The 19,496-nt window shown below is 40.2% G+C and carries 18 protein-coding genes, 1 other RNA gene and 1 pseudogene; 12 read left to right on the top strand and 8 right to left on the bottom strand.

Annotated features, from left to right (window positions below):
- Positions 1-231: 231 nt before the first annotated feature.
- The 4 genes from F897_RS06465 (at position 232) to F897_RS06450 (ending at position 2,989) form a co-directional block, all read left to right on the top strand.
- Entirely contained in the window at positions 232-480 is a 249-nt protein-coding gene (locus F897_RS06465) for a hypothetical protein (protein WP_005234351.1), read from the top strand.
- 33 nt (positions 481-513) lie between these two features.
- On the top strand, positions 514-1,044 hold the full coding sequence (locus tag F897_RS06460) for a hypothetical protein (RefSeq protein WP_005234349.1): 531 nt from the start codon (positions 514-516) through the stop codon (positions 1,042-1,044).
- A gap of 223 nt (positions 1,045-1,267) precedes the next feature.
- A complete protein-coding gene (locus F897_RS06455; RefSeq protein WP_004782589.1) occupies positions 1,268-2,020 on the top strand; it encodes an IS5 family transposase in 753 nt (250 codons plus the stop codon).
- 225 nt (positions 2,021-2,245) lie between these two features.
- Positions 2,246-2,989 (top strand): acetoacetate decarboxylase family protein, encoded by a 744-nt coding sequence (locus F897_RS06450; protein WP_228128848.1) that lies wholly within the window; start codon positions 2,246-2,248, stop codon positions 2,987-2,989.
- A 366-nt stretch (positions 2,990-3,355) separates the two neighbouring features.
- Here the strand turns inward: F897_RS06450 and F897_RS06445 are convergent, their stop codons facing one another.
- The 3 genes and pseudogenes from F897_RS06445 to F897_RS06440 form a co-directional block, all read right to left on the bottom strand.
- Positions 3,356-3,751: a RepB family plasmid replication initiator protein gene (locus F897_RS06445; protein ID WP_005234341.1), complete on the bottom strand. Its 396-nt coding sequence runs from the start codon at positions 3,749-3,751 to the stop codon at positions 3,356-3,358.
- A 211-nt stretch (positions 3,752-3,962) separates the two neighbouring features.
- Positions 3,963-4,124: pseudogene (locus tag F897_RS17930) on the bottom strand (DNA methyltransferase); the annotation flags it as partial.
- 113 nt (positions 4,125-4,237) lie between these two features.
- A complete protein-coding gene (locus tag F897_RS06440) occupies positions 4,238-5,131 on the bottom strand; it encodes a MobA/MobL family protein (RefSeq protein ID WP_005234338.1) in 894 nt (297 codons plus the stop codon).
- Positions 5,132-5,782: 651 nt separating this feature from the next.
- Here F897_RS06440 and F897_RS06435 point away from each other — a divergent pair.
- From F897_RS06435 to F897_RS06415, 5 genes are all read left to right on the top strand, one after another.
- Positions 5,783-6,544 (top strand): hypothetical protein, encoded by a 762-nt coding sequence (locus tag F897_RS06435; RefSeq protein WP_005234335.1) that lies wholly within the window; start codon positions 5,783-5,785, stop codon positions 6,542-6,544.
- A 646-nt stretch (positions 6,545-7,190) separates the two neighbouring features.
- The gene (locus tag F897_RS06430; protein WP_005234334.1) at positions 7,191-7,523 is read left to right on the top strand and encodes a hypothetical protein; all 333 of its coding nucleotides are present in this window, start codon (positions 7,191-7,193) and stop codon (positions 7,521-7,523) included.
- A 19-nt stretch (positions 7,524-7,542) separates the two neighbouring features.
- On the top strand, positions 7,543-8,289 hold the full coding sequence (locus F897_RS06425; RefSeq protein WP_005234333.1) for a hypothetical protein: 747 nt from the start codon (positions 7,543-7,545) through the stop codon (positions 8,287-8,289).
- Between the two features lie 125 nt (positions 8,290-8,414).
- Positions 8,415-9,017 (top strand): HAD family hydrolase, encoded by a 603-nt coding sequence (locus tag F897_RS06420; protein WP_005234332.1) that lies wholly within the window; start codon positions 8,415-8,417, stop codon positions 9,015-9,017.
- A 506-nt stretch (positions 9,018-9,523) separates the two neighbouring features.
- The gene (locus F897_RS06415) at positions 9,524-10,693 is read left to right on the top strand and encodes a site-specific integrase (RefSeq protein ID WP_005234331.1); all 1,170 of its coding nucleotides are present in this window, start codon (positions 9,524-9,526) and stop codon (positions 10,691-10,693) included.
- A gap of 98 nt (positions 10,694-10,791) precedes the next feature.
- Here F897_RS06415 and ssrA read toward each other — a convergent pair.
- Positions 10,792-11,151: a transfer-messenger RNA gene (ssrA, locus tag F897_RS16975) on the bottom strand.
- Between the two features lie 130 nt (positions 11,152-11,281).
- Here ssrA and glpK point away from each other — a divergent pair.
- Entirely contained in the window at positions 11,282-12,766 is a 1,485-nt protein-coding gene (gene glpK, locus F897_RS06410; protein ID WP_004783217.1) for a glycerol kinase GlpK, read from the top strand.
- A 49-nt stretch (positions 12,767-12,815) separates the two neighbouring features.
- On the opposite strand, the gene F897_RS06405 is transcribed toward glpK, so the two are convergent.
- The 3 genes from F897_RS06405 to F897_RS06395 all read right to left on the bottom strand — a co-directional run bounded on the left by F897_RS06405 (position 12,816) and on the right by F897_RS06395 (position 16,258).
- Positions 12,816-14,342: a DHA2 family efflux MFS transporter permease subunit gene (locus F897_RS06405; RefSeq protein ID WP_004783218.1), complete on the bottom strand. Its 1,527-nt coding sequence runs from the start codon at positions 14,340-14,342 to the stop codon at positions 12,816-12,818.
- 6 nt (positions 14,343-14,348) lie between these two features.
- Positions 14,349-15,494 (bottom strand): HlyD family secretion protein, encoded by a 1,146-nt coding sequence (locus F897_RS06400; protein WP_004783219.1) that lies wholly within the window; start codon positions 15,492-15,494, stop codon positions 14,349-14,351.
- 266 nt (positions 15,495-15,760) lie between these two features.
- Positions 15,761-16,258 (bottom strand): thioesterase family protein, encoded by a 498-nt coding sequence (locus F897_RS06395; RefSeq protein ID WP_004783220.1) that lies wholly within the window; start codon positions 16,256-16,258, stop codon positions 15,761-15,763.
- Positions 16,259-16,363: 105 nt separating this feature from the next.
- On the opposite strand from F897_RS06395, the gene hemB reads away from it, so the two are divergent.
- The gene (gene hemB / locus F897_RS06390; protein WP_005234330.1) at positions 16,364-17,377 is read left to right on the top strand and encodes a porphobilinogen synthase; all 1,014 of its coding nucleotides are present in this window, start codon (positions 16,364-16,366) and stop codon (positions 17,375-17,377) included.
- Positions 17,378-17,397: 20 nt separating this feature from the next.
- Positions 17,398-18,519, top strand: a complete 1,122-nt coding sequence (thiO, locus tag F897_RS06385) for a glycine oxidase ThiO (RefSeq protein WP_005234328.1) — start codon at positions 17,398-17,400, stop codon at positions 18,517-18,519.
- On the opposite strand, the gene F897_RS06380 is transcribed toward thiO, so the two are convergent.
- Positions 18,508-19,413: a TIGR01777 family oxidoreductase gene (locus F897_RS06380; protein WP_005234327.1), complete on the bottom strand. Its 906-nt coding sequence runs from the start codon at positions 19,411-19,413 to the stop codon at positions 18,508-18,510. The genes thiO and F897_RS06380 overlap by 12 nt on opposite strands.
- Positions 19,414-19,496: the final 83 nt, after the last annotated feature.

Genomic DNA, 19,496 nt, shown 5'->3' with positions numbered 1-19,496 from the left:
TAAATGTGGTAAATGTGGTAAATGTGGTAAATGTGGTAAATGTGGTAAATGTGGTAAATGTGGTAAATGTGGTAAATGTGGTAAATGTGGTAAATATGACAATATTCAAAAAACCTGTCAACTTTTAATAAATCGACTAAAAAAACTATTTCACTTTTCAATGAATTTTAAATAACAATAATTGGCGATACATAATCATGTGTATTAAAAATTTACCAAAATAGGTATAAAATGAAAAGTATTAACATTAATGATCTAAACCGTATTGCTTCAAAAATAATTGAAATATTTATTGAAGACGGTCTAGAAGAATCTTATATAAATGGGAAAATGAGAGATTTTAAAAAGCAAAATAGATATGAAACATTTTATTGGGCTTTATATAATTTAGACTCAATCAAAACACCTACTTTGTTAAGATATTTAGGTATTGATCACCAAGAATACCTAAATGCAAAAGAATTATTTAGAAAACTCTAATTTTGGAATAAATAATATTTAAGGTTTATATTAATGCAAAAATTTAAATCTATAATTAATATTTTCGAAATAGCTAGAATCTCTGGCCAGGAAAAATTAGCTCCAGACTTTTACTTAATGTCACCAAAATGTCAATCTGAAGTTAATAAATGGGTTAAAGATGAGCTATTGGTATTCATTGAATGTCTATCACCTGGCGTTAGTAAATATTTAGAGCCAGATTCTTCAGAATATTGGAATTATAGTGATTTAGAAAGATGGATAAATCAGACAAAGTTTTCTCTTGTGGATGGTTATCTAGATTATGAGAAATTTTCTAGTTTAGATGATGATTTTTTCTATACGAGATTAAACAATTTTCTAGAAACTGACACATATCAATTAACAGGTATGCATATACATAGATACTCATATGTAATGAATCATGTCGGTAAAACTTTAGCTGATCTTTATCAGTATTTAGTTGATCAGGGTGATGCCTGTGAGCATCTAGTAGATAAGTTTTTTGGAACAGAGGAACTCACATCTTTGGAAAAAGATTACTTGGCTTCTTTTTCTTTTTAAAAATAGGCCTGTATAGTTAAGCTATACAGGCTCTTTTTAAATCCAAACATATAATAAACTAGCTCAGTACATTATTGATTTGTTCTTCAAGACTCCGACCGTTCTCATGTTGCTGTTTAGCCATTAAAAATAGGGCGTGTTGAACATTGGGTATAAATTAATGGCAAAAAAAATAGCGAACGGTTAATCTTTAAGTTCTCACACAAAAAAGATATCGTTCGCTATGCCTCGCACCATGCTCAAAGATGAACACTGGACAAGACTGAAACCTATATTACTAGAACTTAATATCTATGACAAAGGAAATCTTAGACAAACGGTTGAAGGCGTGCTTTATCGCATGCGTGTTGGCTGTCCTTGGCGCGACTTACCCGAGTATTTTGGCAAGCCTAATACCATCTATAAAGCTTACCAGCGCTGGTTTCGCAGTAATAAGCTGATTGCATTATTTACGTTACTGATCAAAGACGCAGACCTTGAGTGGGTCTTTATCGATGGCACTCATATTAAAGCGCATCAGCACAGCAATGGAGGCAACGAGAACCTACAATCCATTAGCAAAAGTGTGGCAGGCCGCGCGACCAAGATTCACTTAGCAGTTGATGCTCATGGCAATCCGATTATCTTTCTTTTATCAGATGGCACAACCCACGATGTCAAAGTCGCACCTGATTTAATAGATAAGGTTAATTTGAGCGATACAGAGGTTTTATGTGCCGATAAAGGCTATGATTCTGATGCACTACGAGCCCATATTGAACAAGCAGGGACGCATAATAACATCCCTCGAAAACGAAACACTCAGTCTTCTAACGACCATATGGACTGGGACTTGTATAAAGCCAGGCATCTAGTAGAAAATGCTTTCGCTAAGCTAAAACAGTATAGGGCGGTTGCCACCAGATTTGATAAGCTCAAGCAGAGTTATGAAAATACGGTCGCTCTTGCTTGTGCTTATATCTGGCTCAAATTATGAATGTTCAACAGGCTCTAGTTATAACTTCCAAACTTTAAATTAATTGAGTAGAACGCACTGCCTTACACAATAACGCTTTATACTTTTCTATTGTCATGTTCAAATAAAACTGATTAAAAATAATCTGATCATAACAAAGGTACTTAACCTATGATAATGAATAAAAACGTGAATAATAAATGGCATGCTGACCCATTTTTTCAACAAGCCACCCACACAAGACAGATGTCACAAGGTGAGGCTCAGCTGCCTATTAAGTACTTTGATGCGTCAAGCCTGATTGCTTTTTTTATGGTCGATTATGACAAAGCAGTCAGTGTATTGGACAATCCAAAGTTAAAGGTTGCTAAGCTTATAGGCAATAAAGCGTTATTTAGTCTAGCTTTCTATGATTATCGTGAATTAACTGATGGCGAGCCTTATCACGAAGTTGCATCAAGTATGCTTGTCTATCCTGCAGACCAAGACACACCGACTCATCCATTGGTGGAAATGACATTACCACCAGATCGACGCAATACCGGCATGTGGGTTTGTGATTTACCGGTAACCACCGAAGTTGCGTGTCGTGCAGGTAAAGAATTATGGGGCTACCCGAAATTCGTCACCGATATTGATTTTAATTTAGACAATAAGGATTTTAGTAGTTCTGTCAAACATCCAGAGAATCCTCAAACATCAATCTTGTCATTATCAGGTACGATCGGCGCATCAGTTACCGCACCTTGGGCAGACTTAGTTTTATATTCAATGTTAAATGATGCGTTAATACGGGCAACCGCAGATACACGTACATTAAATGGCGCTAAAATTGCCACTAAAGGTGATCTTAAGCTAAGTGTTGATACAACGAACAGTCACCCAATGGCACAAAGGCTCAATAGTCTTGAGTTAAATGGTGCGACGCCTTTTTCAGTCACCTTTACTGATAGCTTGCAATTGCGTTTAAATGAAGGCGTAATTTTTTGATTGATGATTTGAACTTCAAAAATCTGCTTACAGTAAATTTTTTTAAGGAGCAATTCAATAATCAATTAACTCCTTCTACTTTAATGCTAACATGCTTACTTAAACAATCAGACTCATAATATCTATTGTTCGCATAACGGGCGTTATGACAAATGACTTCAATTAGAACGGTAATCATCCCAAGTATCAGACCCTTATCTAATAGAATTAAGTTGCATACCACTCTTTGAGCCGGTAGTGAGAAGTCAATTACTTTTTAACAGACGGTATACCCCAAAGGAACCATTTAAAAAGCCTCTTAGGCCTATTAATAGGCTACCTAAAACAGACCAATATAAGAGAACCACTTATAATAAACTGCTAGCCTTAATACTCTAAATAATCCCTGATTGGACGTTTCTTAAATTGAGAAGCGTCTTTTTTAAGGCGATTAACCATCTCAAACTCCCATCCTTGCTGCGACTTTCCAGCTGGGCTAGTCGGACTTACTAAATGATTGTATTCTGCCATAAAAGCAGGATTGCGAACGATACGTCCTAGCTGTTTATCATTTAAACCCTCAACTGTGAACATATCAGCAGTATCAACATCACGCAACTTACTTGTTTTTTCTGTTTTAGTTTTCAGTTTCTCATGAACTACAAACTTAAAGCCTGTAATTGTCCTACCTTTTTTCACCTGCGTATAACTGACTTTAATATCTGATTTTTCATTAATTTCTTTAACAGCAAGGTCTAATACTCTTAGTTTAAAGTTACCCATACGCTTGTATTCATGATCTTCTATACCTAACTGGTCTCTGAACTTGTTAAGCTCAAGCAGAGTTATGAAAATACGGTCGCTCTTGCTTGTGCTTATATCTGGCTCAAATTATGAATGTTCAACAGGCTCTAAACGTTTCCCATCGCTATCTTTAGCCCACTGCTTACCAATCGCATTTTTAATGCGTGCATCATCAGCAGTATCTAAATGACAACCTTGCTTTTAAAGCATGTAGATTGTCACCATGAATAATTAAATTATCCTTAGCCTGCTCGGAGTCACCATATGCTTATTCAAATTTTAATAAATGGTACGGAACACTTATTGTTGTTTCTTCAGCTTGATTTCGGTTCACCCAATCTAATAGTGGCATAACAATACTGAATCAATAAAAAATTGAGTCAATCTTATCAAAAAGCCTAGCTTTGCTGTTAACCATCATTCACTAAATAAGTATCCCCTTCAACTAATGCACTCATAGGATTTTTACATTGATAAGTCATAATCTGATTGGTTGTTAAGCTTATGCTGCCGTTGAAGTTCTGCTATATAAAAAGGCTTATATAGCTCAAATAAATTCTCCTCTCTAATTTTTTTAATTTCTTCAATTTTAGGTTTTATATCCATTTGAATGATGGGATCAGCACTATAAAGCTCCCAATGTGGTATTTGAGGCGTATCTTTAAGCTTTGTCCCGAACTCCGCATTGTAATCTTCATTAGATAGGCAGGAAACTCGATTAGGCACTTGAACTTCAATGTCGTATATACGAACTGTCTTCATCGGTGCATATATCTCTAGAGACTCATTGATCAACTTTTCAGTGAGTTGCCGCATATGCCTAATTTGATGTCGTCCTAAGCCCAACACATCAGCCGTAATCTTCTGTGCTCCACCACGTTCAGGATTTTTAGGCCGGTATTGCCTAAAAAATAACTCTGGTGGCCGTTCAAAATCATCAAGGGTTGTCCGTTCAGAATATTGAAGATGCAAGTGAGGTTGATCACTTTCACCATCTAAAACCCCTTTATGATTATGAATGGCACAGCTATATGGAAATTTAAATTCATCACAAAAAGCATTTATTAAATTCTTTGATAATTCTATTCGCTGTTCAGAATTTAGTTCCTTAGATAAAGCAATAGTAATATGACTGGATGTACGACTATTCTTTTTTTCATATTTATCAGCAGCAATCCAAAATCTATCCGGCTTATATTCTGCCCACTCAGGCATATTACCTGAGCAAACAAATTCAACCTCTTCATTTAACTCAATCTTGTTTAACTTAAAATGCTTACTTCGAGTAATATAACAATAGCCATTAAATGAACTTTTAGAACTCTGTTTACGATTATGTCTTAAATCAAAATAAAACATTTTTTAATAACTCTCTTATCAAAGAGTTAATATATTTTCAAATATTCTAATAATTTAATTTAAAAGAAAAAGTTCAGAAAAGTGGTTATATTTCTAAATAGGTTTTTTATGATTGATTCAGTAGCGATATGATCTTAATCAAGACCTGAAGATCAAAAAGTGATCTTCAATAATCAGAAGTCCAACTTCTAGATGATTTTTATAGTGTAACGCTTATTTCTATCGTGTAACGCACATTTTTTATAGTGTAACGCTTCATCCTTTATAGTGTAACGCTTCATCCTTTATAGTGTAACGCTTCATCCTTTATAGTGTAACGCACACACAAATAGTCTCACACTAAACTATATTAATATATATCAACACCTTAAGAATCATATTAATTGGGCTTTTGGTCCCACAGGGCGAGTAGTAGTGTCTTTTTAGTACAACATTTGCAATGCAAATGGTGGAATAAAAAGACACGGAGACGAGATAAGAATTTTTTGTGCGCAGCCCAAAGAATTCTTAAAAGCGCCAGCTTTATTAATCGGGTAACTAAGTGGAGAGCAGGATAGCTATTTTTTTGAGATTTTGCATGAAACTCATCATGCATTTTGGATTCCTGTTAAAGATAGAGCTTTCCTCTAACATAACTCAAGGAGCCTTAAAATGGCAGCTGGTAGACCTAAAAAAATTATCACAAAAAGTGATATATATAATTTTCTTTATACACAAAAAGAAGAATTATGTATCACCCCTAAATATCCATGTGAAATAAATTTAATTAATATTCTCGAGAATACAGATTTAACAAAAATAGATTTTAAAAAATTTTCAGAAACTCATAAAAATCTAATCAATGCATGCCAATATAAAGAAAATCAAAGAAGCAAAAACTATCAAATATTAAAATATATAAAAACTATTCCATCTAAAAATTTAACAGATATTGAAAAAATTATTCTACAAAAAGAAAAAGAGTATTTAGATTTTAATCATCATGAATACTTTAATCTACAAGAATTACTGAATAGTTATCGTATTAATAATAATGAAAAAATAAAACAATGTATTTCTAAAAATACTCTTTCTGAATATGAAAAACAGCTTCTAGCTGAAAAATTAAAACAAAGGAAAAAAAGAAATAGTGTAATATTTTTCTTAGGTGCATCTTTCAATAAGATATATGAAGCATTTTCTGCTGTGTATGGTCGTCCCATAATAGATACCCTAATAGATATGATGTATGTTTATTTCATATATAAATCTAAGATTGAGCACCATCCAACTCTACGCGACATTTTTGATTTTGAAAAAAACAAGCATCTTCCTAACTTTTCACAACTTAATGAAGTACTGAAAGCGATTTCATCAGATCCTAGAAATCCATCACTTAAAAAAGATCGTGATCAGAGTCCAACAAATAAATAGCTCTCAACATTTTTGTATTACCTTCTGATAACGCACTTCAATTTAATCTTATTCGGCTCACCCAATGAGCCGAATACTGTTCTCTATTTAACTCACACTCAAGTGTTCGATTGATCAAAAATTAAGAATAGGACTCAGTAGATCTATTTCTTATAAAAATATTTCTATAACTGGAAACTCACAAAGTGCCTTAAGTTGCAGTTAATACCATACTGAAACTTACGATCATTTCAAACAGGTCTGATCCATTGGGTCAAAGTGATCTGTTCTTCTTTATAAATAAAATAAACAATAAAAATAATTAAATATATTTAGCACATGTTAGCTATCACTCTACTTTTCATCTTTTTTAAAAAATTTTATTTCAAGGCCTTGACCTATTCAACATAGCGGGATAACCTAAATTCAACACAGCAAAATCTGTGTTCAGGCGTGGAAACCTGCTATTATCCAAGAGAGCAAAAAAAAGTCGCTCATGCGGCATTTTTTTTGCCTACTGTTAAACAGTCTTTATGGCGGTTTGACAGGGCAGCTTTATGCTGGCCGTACTCTTGGAACGGTATTTCCACCCCTGTTAAACTGCCACCAAATACTCTAGTGGAAATGGAGTGGTGGTATGTTCTAAATCGACCAAGAGCATACGACTATGAATGACAAATTCAATAGTGCAAGTCTTTGCACGCCAAAAAAACTTGCTAAGCAACTTCTTATTGAAAGCGCAAAACATCTATCTCACAAACAGCGTCAAGCCTTACTTGATATTTACAAAACTTTAGATCAAGCTGAAGATAACATTCCACAAGACTTACAAGCTGAACAGCAGCATCTAGCATGCCCTCAAAACCAATTTTATGATGAACTCAACCAAGAATATTGGTCTGGTCAGCATTATGCATCTTATAGTCAGGAGTATCCTGAAGATTGGCTACGCCGAACTCAGCAACATCCGCACCCCAAATCGTCTAATACCACTTACTAAGCCTTAAGTGAGTATTCTCATGACTAAAAAAACAAAACTACTAGTCCAAGGCGACTACCCTCTTATTGCATCTCCTACGCTTGCCCAAGCGTATGGGGTGCCATCAGCGATCTTCCTTCAAAAGCTTCATTACTGCCTGCAAAGTGGTGAAGCTCAAGTAATTCAGCAACAGAAGTACTTTTATCACAGCTATGAGCAATGGGCTAAGACCTTAGGTACATACAGTCCCTCCACGATCAAACGTATAGTTTCCAAGCTAAAGAAAGTGGGCATTTTGGTTGTCAAAAAGCTATCTCAAAATAAATGGATTCAAACCAACTTTTATAGCATTAATTACCGAAAAATCAGCGAGCTATTGAAAGAATCTACTGAACCTGCAAATGCTGAAACTGAAGATCACAATCAGGCTGAATCTCCAACTCTGCCATTATCAAAGTTAATGAAAAAAGGGCTAACCGTTAGCGGAGTGTCTGCTTCTTCTCAACAAGCAAAGACCAAATCTTGTCAGGCTGAAGGTGGGTTGCTACATCCATTAGAGCCCATGGCTCCACCATCTATTCTAGAAGCCATGTCATCTGAAAAGCGTGGCTTATATAACCAGCTTTTACAACTGAAGATAGACATCCATTATGACGATGCGCGCCTGGATGAATGGCTGAAACAAAAAAAATATATCATCCGTAAAGCCGCTCATCTCAGAGACCAACTAGGACACTTAAAAATGCTTTGGCATTCACCTGAACAGATAGGTTTGAATTTAAGTTAATCAAATAAAGCAGGAAAGTTCAGTTCGCCCTCCTCTTTAAATGATTCTGACTTAAATTTTGATGAATAAAAGAGTTGATATAAAACGCTAGACCATATGCTTAAACTTTTAATGAGATAAGAATAGTGAGTAAACGACCTTATAAAGCAGTAGCCTTTGATGTTTTTGGAACGCTAATTGAAATTAAAAATAGCCAATCACCTTATAAAAAAATGATGAAATGGCTTAAACAACAAGGGCGAAAACCACAACCAAATGATGCTGCGATGATCATGTCGCTAGATGGCAATTTTGAGACAATCGCTTCTTATTTCGGTTATCAACTACCCGCACCCTTGTTAGCTGAAATGAACAACGATCTTCAGCATGACTTAAAGCATATGCAAGCTTTTGAAGATTCAATTCCAACGCTCATTGAACTTAAAAATCTAGGATACAAATTGGCGATCTGCTCCAATGCAGCGACACCTTATGGTGAAAGAGCACAAAGCATACTTCCGCTTTTAGATGCCTATGCATGGAGTTTCAAGGTAGGCACCTATAAGCCTGATTCGATGATATATCAATACTTTTTAAATCAATTGCAATGCCACCCCAATGAAGTTCTGTTCATTGGTGATACTCAAATTGCTGATGTGGATGGGCCTCAAAATTTAGGAATGTCTGCACAAATTATTGATCGTAAAAGTGGTGAAAAGCTTGCCAACGTTCTCAGGGCGTTTATTTAAAAAATTAAAAAAAGTAAGTCATTTTTAAATTTTTTAAGCTGATTCAATAGATACCAAATATGGTACTTAACTCATGATATTTAGAATTTAAGTACCAAATCTTGTACCTAATAGACAGGGTTAAATGCGATTAAGAAGGATTTATTTATTTCATAAATTTTAAAAATAACCATTTTTTTGAAGTTTTAAACAAAACGAGTTCTAAAAAAATTTCATGTGATAAGTTTTTCACATGACGGTTTATGTCTAAGGCTATTTATGCCTAACCATAAATATTTTTTTTAAAATCAGCTCATCTAGCTAAGTGATTTTATGCAACATGAAATTTTAGAAGTTCTCTTAGAACTTGGACTTACACCTATCGATTGGGTGGATGCCTCTGTTTTCTCAAAACTTACAGGCATTGAAGAACAAAAGCTGACACATAGGCGAAAAAATTGGCCACAAGACCTTGTTTGGACCAAACAAGACGGAAATATCTATTATTCACTGAGAGGTTATAACCAATGGCTGACAGAGCAGACGAAAAAGCGTTACCACCAGGTGTCCGAATTAGAGATGGTGCCATCGAAATCAATTTCAGCGTCAAAAAACAACGCTATTTCATTACGCTCCCCCACCCGCCAACTGCGGAAGGGATTCGTACAGCCGCTAAAATTAAAAGTGATTTAAAAACCAAAGCTAAATGGGGAATTTTGACTGAAGCTGATATTTCAAAGGCAAAAGGTATCGAAATTCCTGAAAATAATCTAGCAGATGAAGAACAAGTTCTATTTCAAGGTATGGCTCAAAAGTTCCTAAAATTTTCAGGTGCGAATAAAGATTCAAAAAATGGGTATAGAAAAATTTTGGAATGCCATTGGATGCCTTATTTTGCATTAACACCTATTGCCAATATCACGACCGAAGATATTGAGGAAGTCATTATCGATCGTGATTTTCAAACAGCTAAGACTTTTAATAACTGCATAACTCCTCTACGAGGGGTATTTGAATTGGCTGTTAAGCATAATCAGATTTCTGCAAACCCCATGAATAAAATTAAGAATCGTAAGGTCCAAGTTGAAACACCTGATCCCTTCACACGCAAGGAGATGGAAGCCTTATTGGCTTGGCTCGATAAAAGCTTACATGATGAGGACAAATTTTATCGTTGGTACTTTGAATTTGCCTTTTGGACTGGCTGTAGGCCTTCAGAAATGATCGCTCTCAGAGAAAGCGATATCGATTGGTTCAATGGAACATTCAAGGTCAGCAAAAGCCGTGTAAGAGGAATGGAAAAGAAAGTGACCAAAACACATACTTCTCGCGAGGTTTATCTGAATGAACGATCAACTCTGGCTTTGAAAGCTTTGCTTCAATTTAAAAAGGATCAAGGCTACCAAACAGATTATGTGATGCTATGTCCCAAGACTAAGGAACCATTCTTTAATGAAAAACCACCTAGAGAGCGTCTTGTAGAAGCGATGAAAGCGTGTTCTATACGTCACCGCCCCGCATACAATGCAAGACATACTTATGCGACGATGTTGCTCATGGATGGCGTCAATCCAATGTTTGTAGCCGATCAACTTGGGCATAGCCTACAAATGCTGATCAAACGCTATACAAAATGGTTGCATGGAGATAAGAACAAGCAAGAAATTGCGAAACTTAGCGTAACTCGTACAGCCTAAATACGTCGAAATCGAAAGCTCTTGGAATGAAAAATGTGGCAAATATGTGGCAATAAAAAAGCCACTTAATATAAGTGGCTGATTTATAACAAGAATTTTGGTGGAGATGGCGGGAGTTGAACCCGCGTCCGCCAACACTACGCTCGAGAATACTACATGCTTAGATATCGTCTATTGTTTTAACACCAAGAGACCCGACGAACAGGGTTCAAGGTGCGATCCTCTAAATTTGGTATAAAGCCCCGAGGCTTGACTCTATACGGACTTGTGTGCGTTCGCTTCAGTCGGGATCTCTAACCACAAGTATTCAGAGATGCGGACAAGCAGCCCTTAGGCTGCTAGAGCGTAAGTTTCGTCGTTTGCGACTATTTAAATGCAAATTTTATTTACGAGAGAAAATGCGCTCTCGGCATGCATCTATGAGTTTCATCATCGGCGTCGAAGCCAAGAACATCCCCAAAGTACAAGCTCATCATAGCATAACTGGCAAAAAATATGATGCATTTTCTACACAAATACACTTTTGAATGCGCCTGATTACATAATTACGCTAATATTTCATAATTCAAGTCAACATTTAAAAAAATTATGAGCTATTTATTGGCACTCGATCAGGGAACGACGTCTAGCCGTGCAATCATCTTTAATGAACACGGACAGATTCAGGCAACAGCTCAACGCGAAACCCATATCCAGACCCCACACTCCGGTTGGGTCGAACAGGATGCACAGGAAATCTGGAGCTCGCAGATTGCAGTAGTTCAACAGGCATTAGCTACTGCCCGGATTCTGGCGAAAGACATTAAAGCGATTGGCCTGACCAACCAGCGTGAAACGACTGTGGTATGGGATCGTCGTAATGGCAAACCTCTTGCGCCAGCGATTATCTGGCAGGATCGTCGTGCAACAGACTGGTGTAATTTGCTCATTCAGCAAGGCCAGATGGATCAGGTACAACGAAAAACCGGATTACGGATTGATCCCTATTTTAGTGCAGGGAAACTGGTCTGGTTATTAGAAAATATTGATGGCTTACGTACACTCGCAGAGCAAGGTCATGTGGCTTTTGGCACCATTGATAGCTGGCTGATCTGGAACCTGACTCAAGGTGCTGAGCATATTATTGAAGCGAGTAATGCTTCCCGCACCATGTTGATGAATCTGCAAACTCAACGCTGGGATGACGAACTACTCGACCTGTTTAATATCCCCGCTTCAGTTCTGCCACGAATCATCAGTTCTGATTGTCATATTGCAGATACGGCACCGGGTTTATTAGGGGCTACGATTCCCATTACCGGTATTCTGGGTGATCAGCAATCTGCCTTATTTGGCCAGTCTTGCTTCGAACCCGGTATGGCAAAAAATACCTATGGCACCGGCTGTTTTATGCTGTTCAATACCGGTCATGATATTCAGCTCAGCCAGAACAAATTACTTTCTACCCTCGCCTGGCAGGCACAGGAACAGACCAGTTATGCCCTGGAAGGTAGCGTTTTTATGGCCGGTGCTGTGGTGCAATGGCTACGTGATGGGCTTGGCATCATTCAAAAGAGCAGTGATATAGAGAAGTTAGCCTGTAAAGTTAAAGATACCGACGGCGTGGTCTTAGTTCCTGCTTTTACCGGACTGGGTGCACCGCATTGGGATAGTGAAGCGCGTGCCCTGCTGTGTGGCATGTCGCGTGGAACCAATAAAGCTCATATTGCCCGAGCTACACTGGAATCGATTGCCTTTCAGGTCTCTGATGTATTGACAGCCATGCAATCGGATATTGCCCATCCGTTAAAAGAACTACGTGTCGATGGCGGTGCCAGTTGTAATGATATGCTGATGCAGTTCCAGGCTGACCTGCTGAATGTGCCTGTCTTGCGTCCGAAAATGCTGGAATCCACCGCTTGGGGTGCAGCAGCGATGGCAGGTTTAAAGTCAGGGGTATTTTCTAATTTAAATGAAATTTCTCAATCCTGGCAGCTAGATCGCGCCTTTGAACCGAAAATGCAGTCCGATGAACGTGAAGCCCATTTGGCCAAATGGCAAAATGCCTTAAAACGGGCCAAATCAGATTTATAAGATCGAAAAAAACCGCTAAATAGTTAGCGGTTTTTTATTTTGGAAAATATTAATGTGATGGCATTCCACCCACGCCCGCTTTTGGTCGTGGTGCCAACCAGATGATTAAGGCAGCAAAAACAAAGACCATCGCCAGTATTAAAAACAGGTGATTAGCTGACAGGGTTAATGCTTCTTTATCCACCAGACTTGAAATATAACCCAAGGCACTATCCGAACTCATGCCCTGAGCCATCAAGGTATTCTGGGTTTCCTCGACATTCAGTTTACCGACCAGCTCACTGCGTGCCACTTTACTATGATCATCCCAGATCGTGACTGCAATTGAAGCTCCGATCGCTCCAGCCATAGTCCGCAGGAAGTTCATCAAACCTGCTGCTGATGCCATTTCCTGAGGCTGGACTGAGGCCAATGCCATATTGGAGAGTGGAATGAAGAAGAATGGCACCGCAAAACCTTGCAGAATCTGTGGCCAGGCCAATGCCATAAAATCCGCATCCGTAGTCCAGAAAGCTCGCATTAAGGTGACCACGGCAAGCAAGGTCAAACCAAAACTGGCCAGAATACGTTGATCATATTTGGTCGCCATCTTCGCCACAATCGGTGACATCAATAGGCTACCAAAACCCATGGTCGCGGTTAAATAACCTGCCCAAGTGGCCGTATAACCGAGATTAATTTGCACCCACTGTGGAATCAGTACAATACTGGAAAAGAAGGCACCGAAGGCAAAGGCTAATGACAGCACAGCAAAGGTAAATCCGCGATATCGGAAGATCCGGATATCTACAATCGGATGCCGTTCGGTCAGCTCCCAAATGGTAAAGATGATTAAACCGACCACAGCAATCACTGCCAATGTGCCGATAAAGGAGCTGCTAAACCAGTCATGTTCATGACCGAGATCTAACATTAATTGCAGCGCACCAATCCAAAGTATCAATAAGAACAAACCACCTTTATCAATCTTCAAAGCATTGGTTTCAGTTTCCGCTGGCTTTAATAGCTTCAATGCAGCCAGACCACAGAATAGACCCACTGGAATATTGATAAAGAAAATCCAGTGCCAGGACAAGTTATCACTAATCGTACCGCCAAGAATTGGGCCTAGAATTGGTCCAACAACGGTCGTCATCGCCCACATACCCATCGCTTGGGATTGTTTTTCAGGTGGGAAGATGCGTAGCAATAAAGTCTGGCTGAGCGGCATAATCGGGCCGCCAAACAGCCCCTGCCCGATCCGGCAAAATACCAGCATTTCCAGACTGGTTGAAATCCCGCACAGAATTGAAAAAATGGTAAAGCCGAGCAAGCAGACACCAAAGAGTCGAACACTACCAAAGCGGCCCGCCAGCCATCCCGTCAAAGGTACACAGATCGCTTCTGCAACTGCATAAGACGTAATGACCCAGGTGCCTTGCGAGCTGGACACTGCCAGACTACCGGTAATATGCGGCACCGAGACATTGGCAATGGTCATGTCCAGCACGACCATGAAATTGGCCAATGCCAGCACAAAGGCCGCCAGCATCAGCTTGCCGCCGGTCAGATTCCCATATGGAACATATTTATTCATCGGGAATTACTTCTTAAAATGGATTTCAACTTCCATCGACAGACCCACACGTAGTGGATGCTCGGCCAGTTCTTTCGGATCCAGCTGAATACGGACTGGCAAACGCTGTACCACTTTGATCCAGTTACCCGTCGCGTTCTGAGCCGGAATCAGAGCAAAGGCTGAACCTGTACCGCCAGAGAAACCCACCACAGTGCCGTGATACTTCACCGATTTACCATACAGATCAGACGTCAGTTCGGCTTTCTGCCCCACGCGGACGTTTTCTAGTTGGCTTTCTTTGAAATTGGCATCAACATAAAGCTGATCTACTGGTACCACCATCATCAGCATTGTACCTGGCGCCACACGTTGACCCACCTGAATTGAACGGCGTGAAACCACTCCATCAAAAGGTGCTTTAATGACAGTACGTTCTAGATCCAGCTCGGCCTGTTTCAGTTTGGCTTCAGCGACTAATACATCAGGCGTTGAGTTTTCATTCGCACCTTGAATCAAGGCTTCATTCGCCGCTAAATTGCTTTGTGCGGCTTTCTGACTGGATCTTGCTTGTGCCAGACCCGCTTCAGCAGAAGCTACGCCTGCTTTGGCAGTATCCAATGCAGATTGTGCGGTACTGAGTTCTTCTTTAGACACTGCACCGCTCGCACTGAGTTTTTCACGACGCGTATATTCATCTTGTGCTTTATGTAAGGCTGCCTGAGCCTGAGCCAGCTGAGCTTCAGCACTGCGAATTGCATCATCACTGACCCCAATCTGTGAGCTTAAAGCCCCGCTATTGGCCGCAGTCTGTTTGTACTGGCGTTTGGCTTTGGTCAGTTCTGCACGTGCCTGAGCCACTGCAATTTTGGCATCACGGTCATCAATTCTGGCAAGGATATCGCCCTGTTTGACCGCTTGGGTATCATGAACCAATACTTCAGCGACCTGACCACTCACCATAGACGTAATAGAAGCCGTTTCAGCACCCACATAGGCATTTTCAGTACTGACTGAATTGTTCAGAAAGAATTTCCAAATCAGAAACAGCACCAGTGCAATCACTATAAAGATAGCAACGATACTCAGGGCCTTTTTACGTTTATTTTTTAAAGCTTGATTCGAAGTTGCATCAGATGCGTTTTCTGGCAGGGTGTCTTGTACATCTGTCATTGATTTTTTCCTAAATCCAACAGACTTGGTCACGCAGCCACACTGACCAGCACTGACATGAATGTATAATAGATTCATATCCCGTTTATTGATCAATGGGTAAAATGAGAAAGCCGTATTAATTTAATTTTCATGCATTCTAATAATAAAAATTAGAAAATATGCAAAAAAATATTACTCGGAAGTTTAAAAAACTAAGCCCCTATTCCAGGAATAAGAGCTTAGTTCGGGCCCAGAATGAGCCAGGATCGAGGAGATAAACTTAATTAATAGGCATATGAAGCAATCGCTGTGGCAATCGGCTTGTCATCATCGTTGACCATGGTCATGCGCATGGTGCAGCTCTTACGCCCCAAACGTAAGGTTTCTGCACGGGCAATAAAATATTTACCACGACCGGGTGCCAGATAATCCACGCGCATGTCTACCGTCGCCAGACGTGATACCTTTTTAATCGTATCGGCAATAGTTTCCGGTTCAGCTTTCTTGTACAGCTCACCCATCGCCACAATTCCGCCAATACTGTCGAGTATGGTCGCTGCAAGACCACCATGCAGAATCTGAAATGCCACATTTCCAATCATGAAATCCTGCATTTCAACATATGCTTCGATCTGACCATCGACCACCCGCATGGTCATGCCATTATGCTTAAAAAAAGGAGAGGTATTAAAAGCGTGTACCAACTGGTTTAAGACCACTTCAATATCCACTTTTGCACCTAAATGTATATTACCTGTCCAATTTCTTTCTGTCTTAGTCATAAGTCTGCCCGAAGCTACAACAATAAAAAACCGCTAATTTATGCCCAAAAAATTCAGATAGGGTTACAATAGAGGCCTAGTTTAATACTGATTACTGAGATTTTTATGACCTATACGTTCAATCGTCCCGCGTTTCCTGCAACTCGCATGCGTCGTATTCGTAAAAATGAGCATTTACGTTCTATGGTACGTGAAACCCATCTCAGTGCTGATCACTTGATTTATCCAGTATTTGTGCTTCCGGGACAAAACCAGACCCAAGACATTCCAAGTATGCCAAATGTGCAGCGCCTGTCTGCTGACTTGTTGTTAAAAAAATCAGAACGTTTGCTCGAACTAGGTGTCAATAAGCTGGCGCTGTTCCCGGTTACACCCCAAGAAGATAAAAGCCTGACTGCAGAAGCCGCTTGGCATGAAGATGGTCTGGTACAGAAGACCGTTCGTCTGCTGAAAAAAGAATTACCGGAAATGGTACTGATTACCGACGGCGCGCTAGACCCTTATACCACGCATGGCCAGGACGGTATCATTGATGAAACCGGTTATGTCCTGAATGATGAAACGGTTGAAGCGCTGATCAAGCAGACTTTAAGCCATGCAGAAGCCGGAGCTGATATTGTCGCGCCAAGTGACATGATGGATGGCCGCATCGGTGCAATTCGTCAGGCCTTTGAAAAGAATGGCCATATCTATACCTCTATTATGGCTTATTCAGCCAAATATGCGTCTAGCTTCTACGGTCCATTCCGTGATGCTGTCGGTTCGGCTAGCAACCTAAAAGGCGGCAATAAATACAATTACCAAATGGATTTCGGTAACCGTGCCGAAGCACTGCATGAAATTGCACTGGATATCCAGGAAGGTGCAGATATGGTGATTGTTAAACCGGGCATGCCGTATCTGGATGTGGTTCGTGAAGTCAAAGATACCTTCGGTGTACCTACCTTTATTTATCAGGTTAGTGGTGAATATGCCATGCTGGCTGCTGCGATTCAGAATGGCTGGTTATCTGATAGCGTGATTCTTGAATCCCTGATGTGCTGCCGTCGTGCCGGTGCAGATGGTATCTGGACTTACTTCGCGGAAGAAGCGGCGCTCAAACTGAAAGACATGAAATAAAATAGAAGGACCTTGGCGCAATGCATATCGCCATTATCGGAGCAGGCATCACTGGCTTGATGTCAGCTCTGGAATTGCTTGAACAGGGATGTTCTATTACGATTTTTGATCAGCAAGCGGCTGGACAGGCAGCCTCTTGGGCCGGAGGCGGTATCCTCTCCCCAATGTATCCCTGGCGTTATCCCGATGCTGTTAATGCTCTTGCCCGCTATGCCAAACCGCTGTATCAAGCCTGGAACCAGAAACTGCAACCGATTACCGGGATTGATTTCCAGATCCATGAAACCGGTATGCTGATTTTTGATGAAACGGATTTTGAAATCGGACTGCGCTATGCCGAGCAATATCAGGATCCACAGCAACATGCCGAATATCTGAATCAGCCTCAAATCCAGCAAATCAATTCCAAAGTAGATCCGAAATTTAAACAGGCGATCTATTTTCCAGAACTTTCCAATATCCGCAATCCGCGACTGTTACAGTCCATTATTGCTTACCTTAAACAGCATCCGCGTGTCACTTGGCAAGAGCATTGCAATATTACTCAGCTAAATATCCAGCAAGATCATGTACACAGTGTTTCCACTAAAAATGGCCTGAGCTTTAAAGCAGATCAGTTCGTCATTGCCACCGGTGCATGGTCTGCACGCTGGTCTGAACAGCTCGGTCTGGACATTCCAGTTCATCCGGTTCAAGGCCAGATGTTGCTCTTTAAAACACCAGAAAACTGGTTGTCAACCATGTGCATGAACAAGGTCATGTACCTGATTCCACGTCGTGATGGGCATGTGCTGTGTGGTTCCAGCATGCGTCAGGTCGGTTTTGATACCTCGCCTTCTGCTGAAATCCGTCAGGATATTTTAACTGCTTGCTTGGAAATGGTGCCGGAACTGGCTGATTTTCCGATTGTGAAACAGTGGGCTGGTCTACGCCCAAGTTCACCAGATGGCATTCCCTATATCGGTAAGATTCCGCATCTGAGCAATCTCTGGACCAATTTTGGCCAGTTCCGTAATGGCTTATGTATGGGTGCTGCTTCTGGAAAACTGCTGTCTCAGTTAATCCTGGAGCAACCGACCATCGTAGATCCACAGCATTATAGTCCGATACAGCGCTTACAGCCGCACTCTTTAACGGTTTAAAATTTCAATCAAGGCTTCTTTCAGTGTTGGATAGCTAAATTCAAATCCAGCTTCCTGCAAAGCTTTGGGCTGAACATATTGACCATTCAGAATCAGTTGTGACTGTTCACCCAACATCATTTTCATACTACATGCTGGTAATGGTAATAAAGGTTTTCGTTTCAGCACCTGTGCTGCGATCCGGGCAAACTGCGCCTGACTGACTTTTTCAGGTGCCACCACATTAAATACCTGTTGCTGGGTCGACTGCTGCATCAGGAATTCGATCGCCCGCATGACATCCTGTAAATGTACCCAGGTCACCGGCTGACGCCCGTGGCCAATTCGGCCAAACATATTCAGCTTAATTGGCAATAACATCTGCGGAAGAATCCCGCCACCTTGGCCAAACACTACAGCAAAGCGAACAATTTTGGTGTCCTGCCCTGTATAAGACAAGGCCAGTTTTTCCCATTTCTCACACAGTTCTGACATAAAAATGGATTGTGGCGGACTTTGTTCAGTACACACCGTATCCCAGCGTTCTTGCGGATCGATTCCGTAGTAGCCGATCGCTGAAGTCGAAATAATACGTTTGGGTTTGATCTGATTTTTTTCTAGATAGTCATATAACTGCTTGGTGGTATTTAACCGACTGTCCAGCAATTTCTTTTTGCGTGCGGCTGTCCAGCGACCCTGCCCGATACTTTCACCAGCCAGATTAATCACATAGTCAATCTGATGATTTTTCAATTCTTCCAGATCATTAATCCAGTGAAAATCAGGATGCTCTTCTCGCAATTTTTTCTGCCGGGTCAGGCCGATTACCGCATAATCACGAGCCAGTAAAAATTTCACCAGATGGCTGCCAATAAAACCGCTGGCGCCTGTCATGAGGACTACAGGTTTATACATGGTTATTCTGAGCCATTATTATTGTATTGCTCAAATTATACGTCACTTCTAATTTTCTATCAGCCTGATTTAGCATTTTGAAT

This window comes from Acinetobacter variabilis (assembly GCF_000369625.1).
In the GTDB taxonomy this organism is placed as follows: Bacteria; Pseudomonadota; Gammaproteobacteria; order Pseudomonadales; family Moraxellaceae; genus Acinetobacter; species Acinetobacter variabilis.
The sequence above is the reverse complement of the archived record's forward strand: the minus strand, read 5'-3'. Positions and strand labels throughout refer to the sequence as shown.

Excerpts from the sequence above, each read along its gene's own strand:
- glpK (WP_004783217.1), top strand. The coding sequence starts at position 11,282 with ATGAGCTATTTATTGGCACTCGATCAGGGAACGACGTCTAGCCGTGCA.
- F897_RS06455 (WP_004782589.1), top strand. The coding sequence starts at position 1,268 with ATGCCTCGCACCATGCTCAAAGATGAACACTGGACAAGACTGAAACCT.
- F897_RS06465 (WP_005234351.1), top strand. The coding sequence starts at position 232 with ATGAAAAGTATTAACATTAATGATCTAAACCGTATTGCTTCAAAAATA.
- F897_RS06395 (WP_004783220.1), bottom strand. The coding sequence starts at position 16,258 with ATGACTAAGACAGAAAGAAATTGGACAGGTAATATACATTTAGGTGCA.
- F897_RS06380 (WP_005234327.1), bottom strand. The coding sequence starts at position 19,413 with ATGTATAAACCTGTAGTCCTCATGACAGGCGCCAGCGGTTTTATTGGC.
- F897_RS06440 (WP_005234338.1), bottom strand. The coding sequence starts at position 5,131 with ATGTTTTATTTTGATTTAAGACATAATCGTAAACAGAGTTCTAAAAGT.
- hemB (WP_005234330.1), top strand. The coding sequence starts at position 16,364 with ATGACCTATACGTTCAATCGTCCCGCGTTTCCTGCAACTCGCATGCGT.
- F897_RS06415 (WP_005234331.1), top strand. The coding sequence starts at position 9,524 with ATGGCTGACAGAGCAGACGAAAAAGCGTTACCACCAGGTGTCCGAATT.
- F897_RS06430 (WP_005234334.1), top strand. The coding sequence starts at position 7,191 with ATGAATGACAAATTCAATAGTGCAAGTCTTTGCACGCCAAAAAAACTT.
- F897_RS06400 (WP_004783219.1), bottom strand. The coding sequence starts at position 15,494 with ATGACAGATGTACAAGACACCCTGCCAGAAAACGCATCTGATGCAACT.
- F897_RS06460 (WP_005234349.1), top strand. The coding sequence starts at position 514 with ATGCAAAAATTTAAATCTATAATTAATATTTTCGAAATAGCTAGAATC.
- F897_RS06435 (WP_005234335.1), top strand. The coding sequence starts at position 5,783 with ATGGCAGCTGGTAGACCTAAAAAAATTATCACAAAAAGTGATATATAT.
- F897_RS06405 (WP_004783218.1), bottom strand. The coding sequence starts at position 14,342 with ATGAATAAATATGTTCCATATGGGAATCTGACCGGCGGCAAGCTGATG.
- F897_RS06450 (WP_228128848.1), top strand. The coding sequence starts at position 2,246 with ATGTCACAAGGTGAGGCTCAGCTGCCTATTAAGTACTTTGATGCGTCA.
- F897_RS06445 (WP_005234341.1), bottom strand. The coding sequence starts at position 3,751 with ATGGGTAACTTTAAACTAAGAGTATTAGACCTTGCTGTTAAAGAAATT.
- thiO (WP_005234328.1), top strand. The coding sequence starts at position 17,398 with ATGCATATCGCCATTATCGGAGCAGGCATCACTGGCTTGATGTCAGCT.
- F897_RS06425 (WP_005234333.1), top strand. The coding sequence starts at position 7,543 with ATGACTAAAAAAACAAAACTACTAGTCCAAGGCGACTACCCTCTTATT.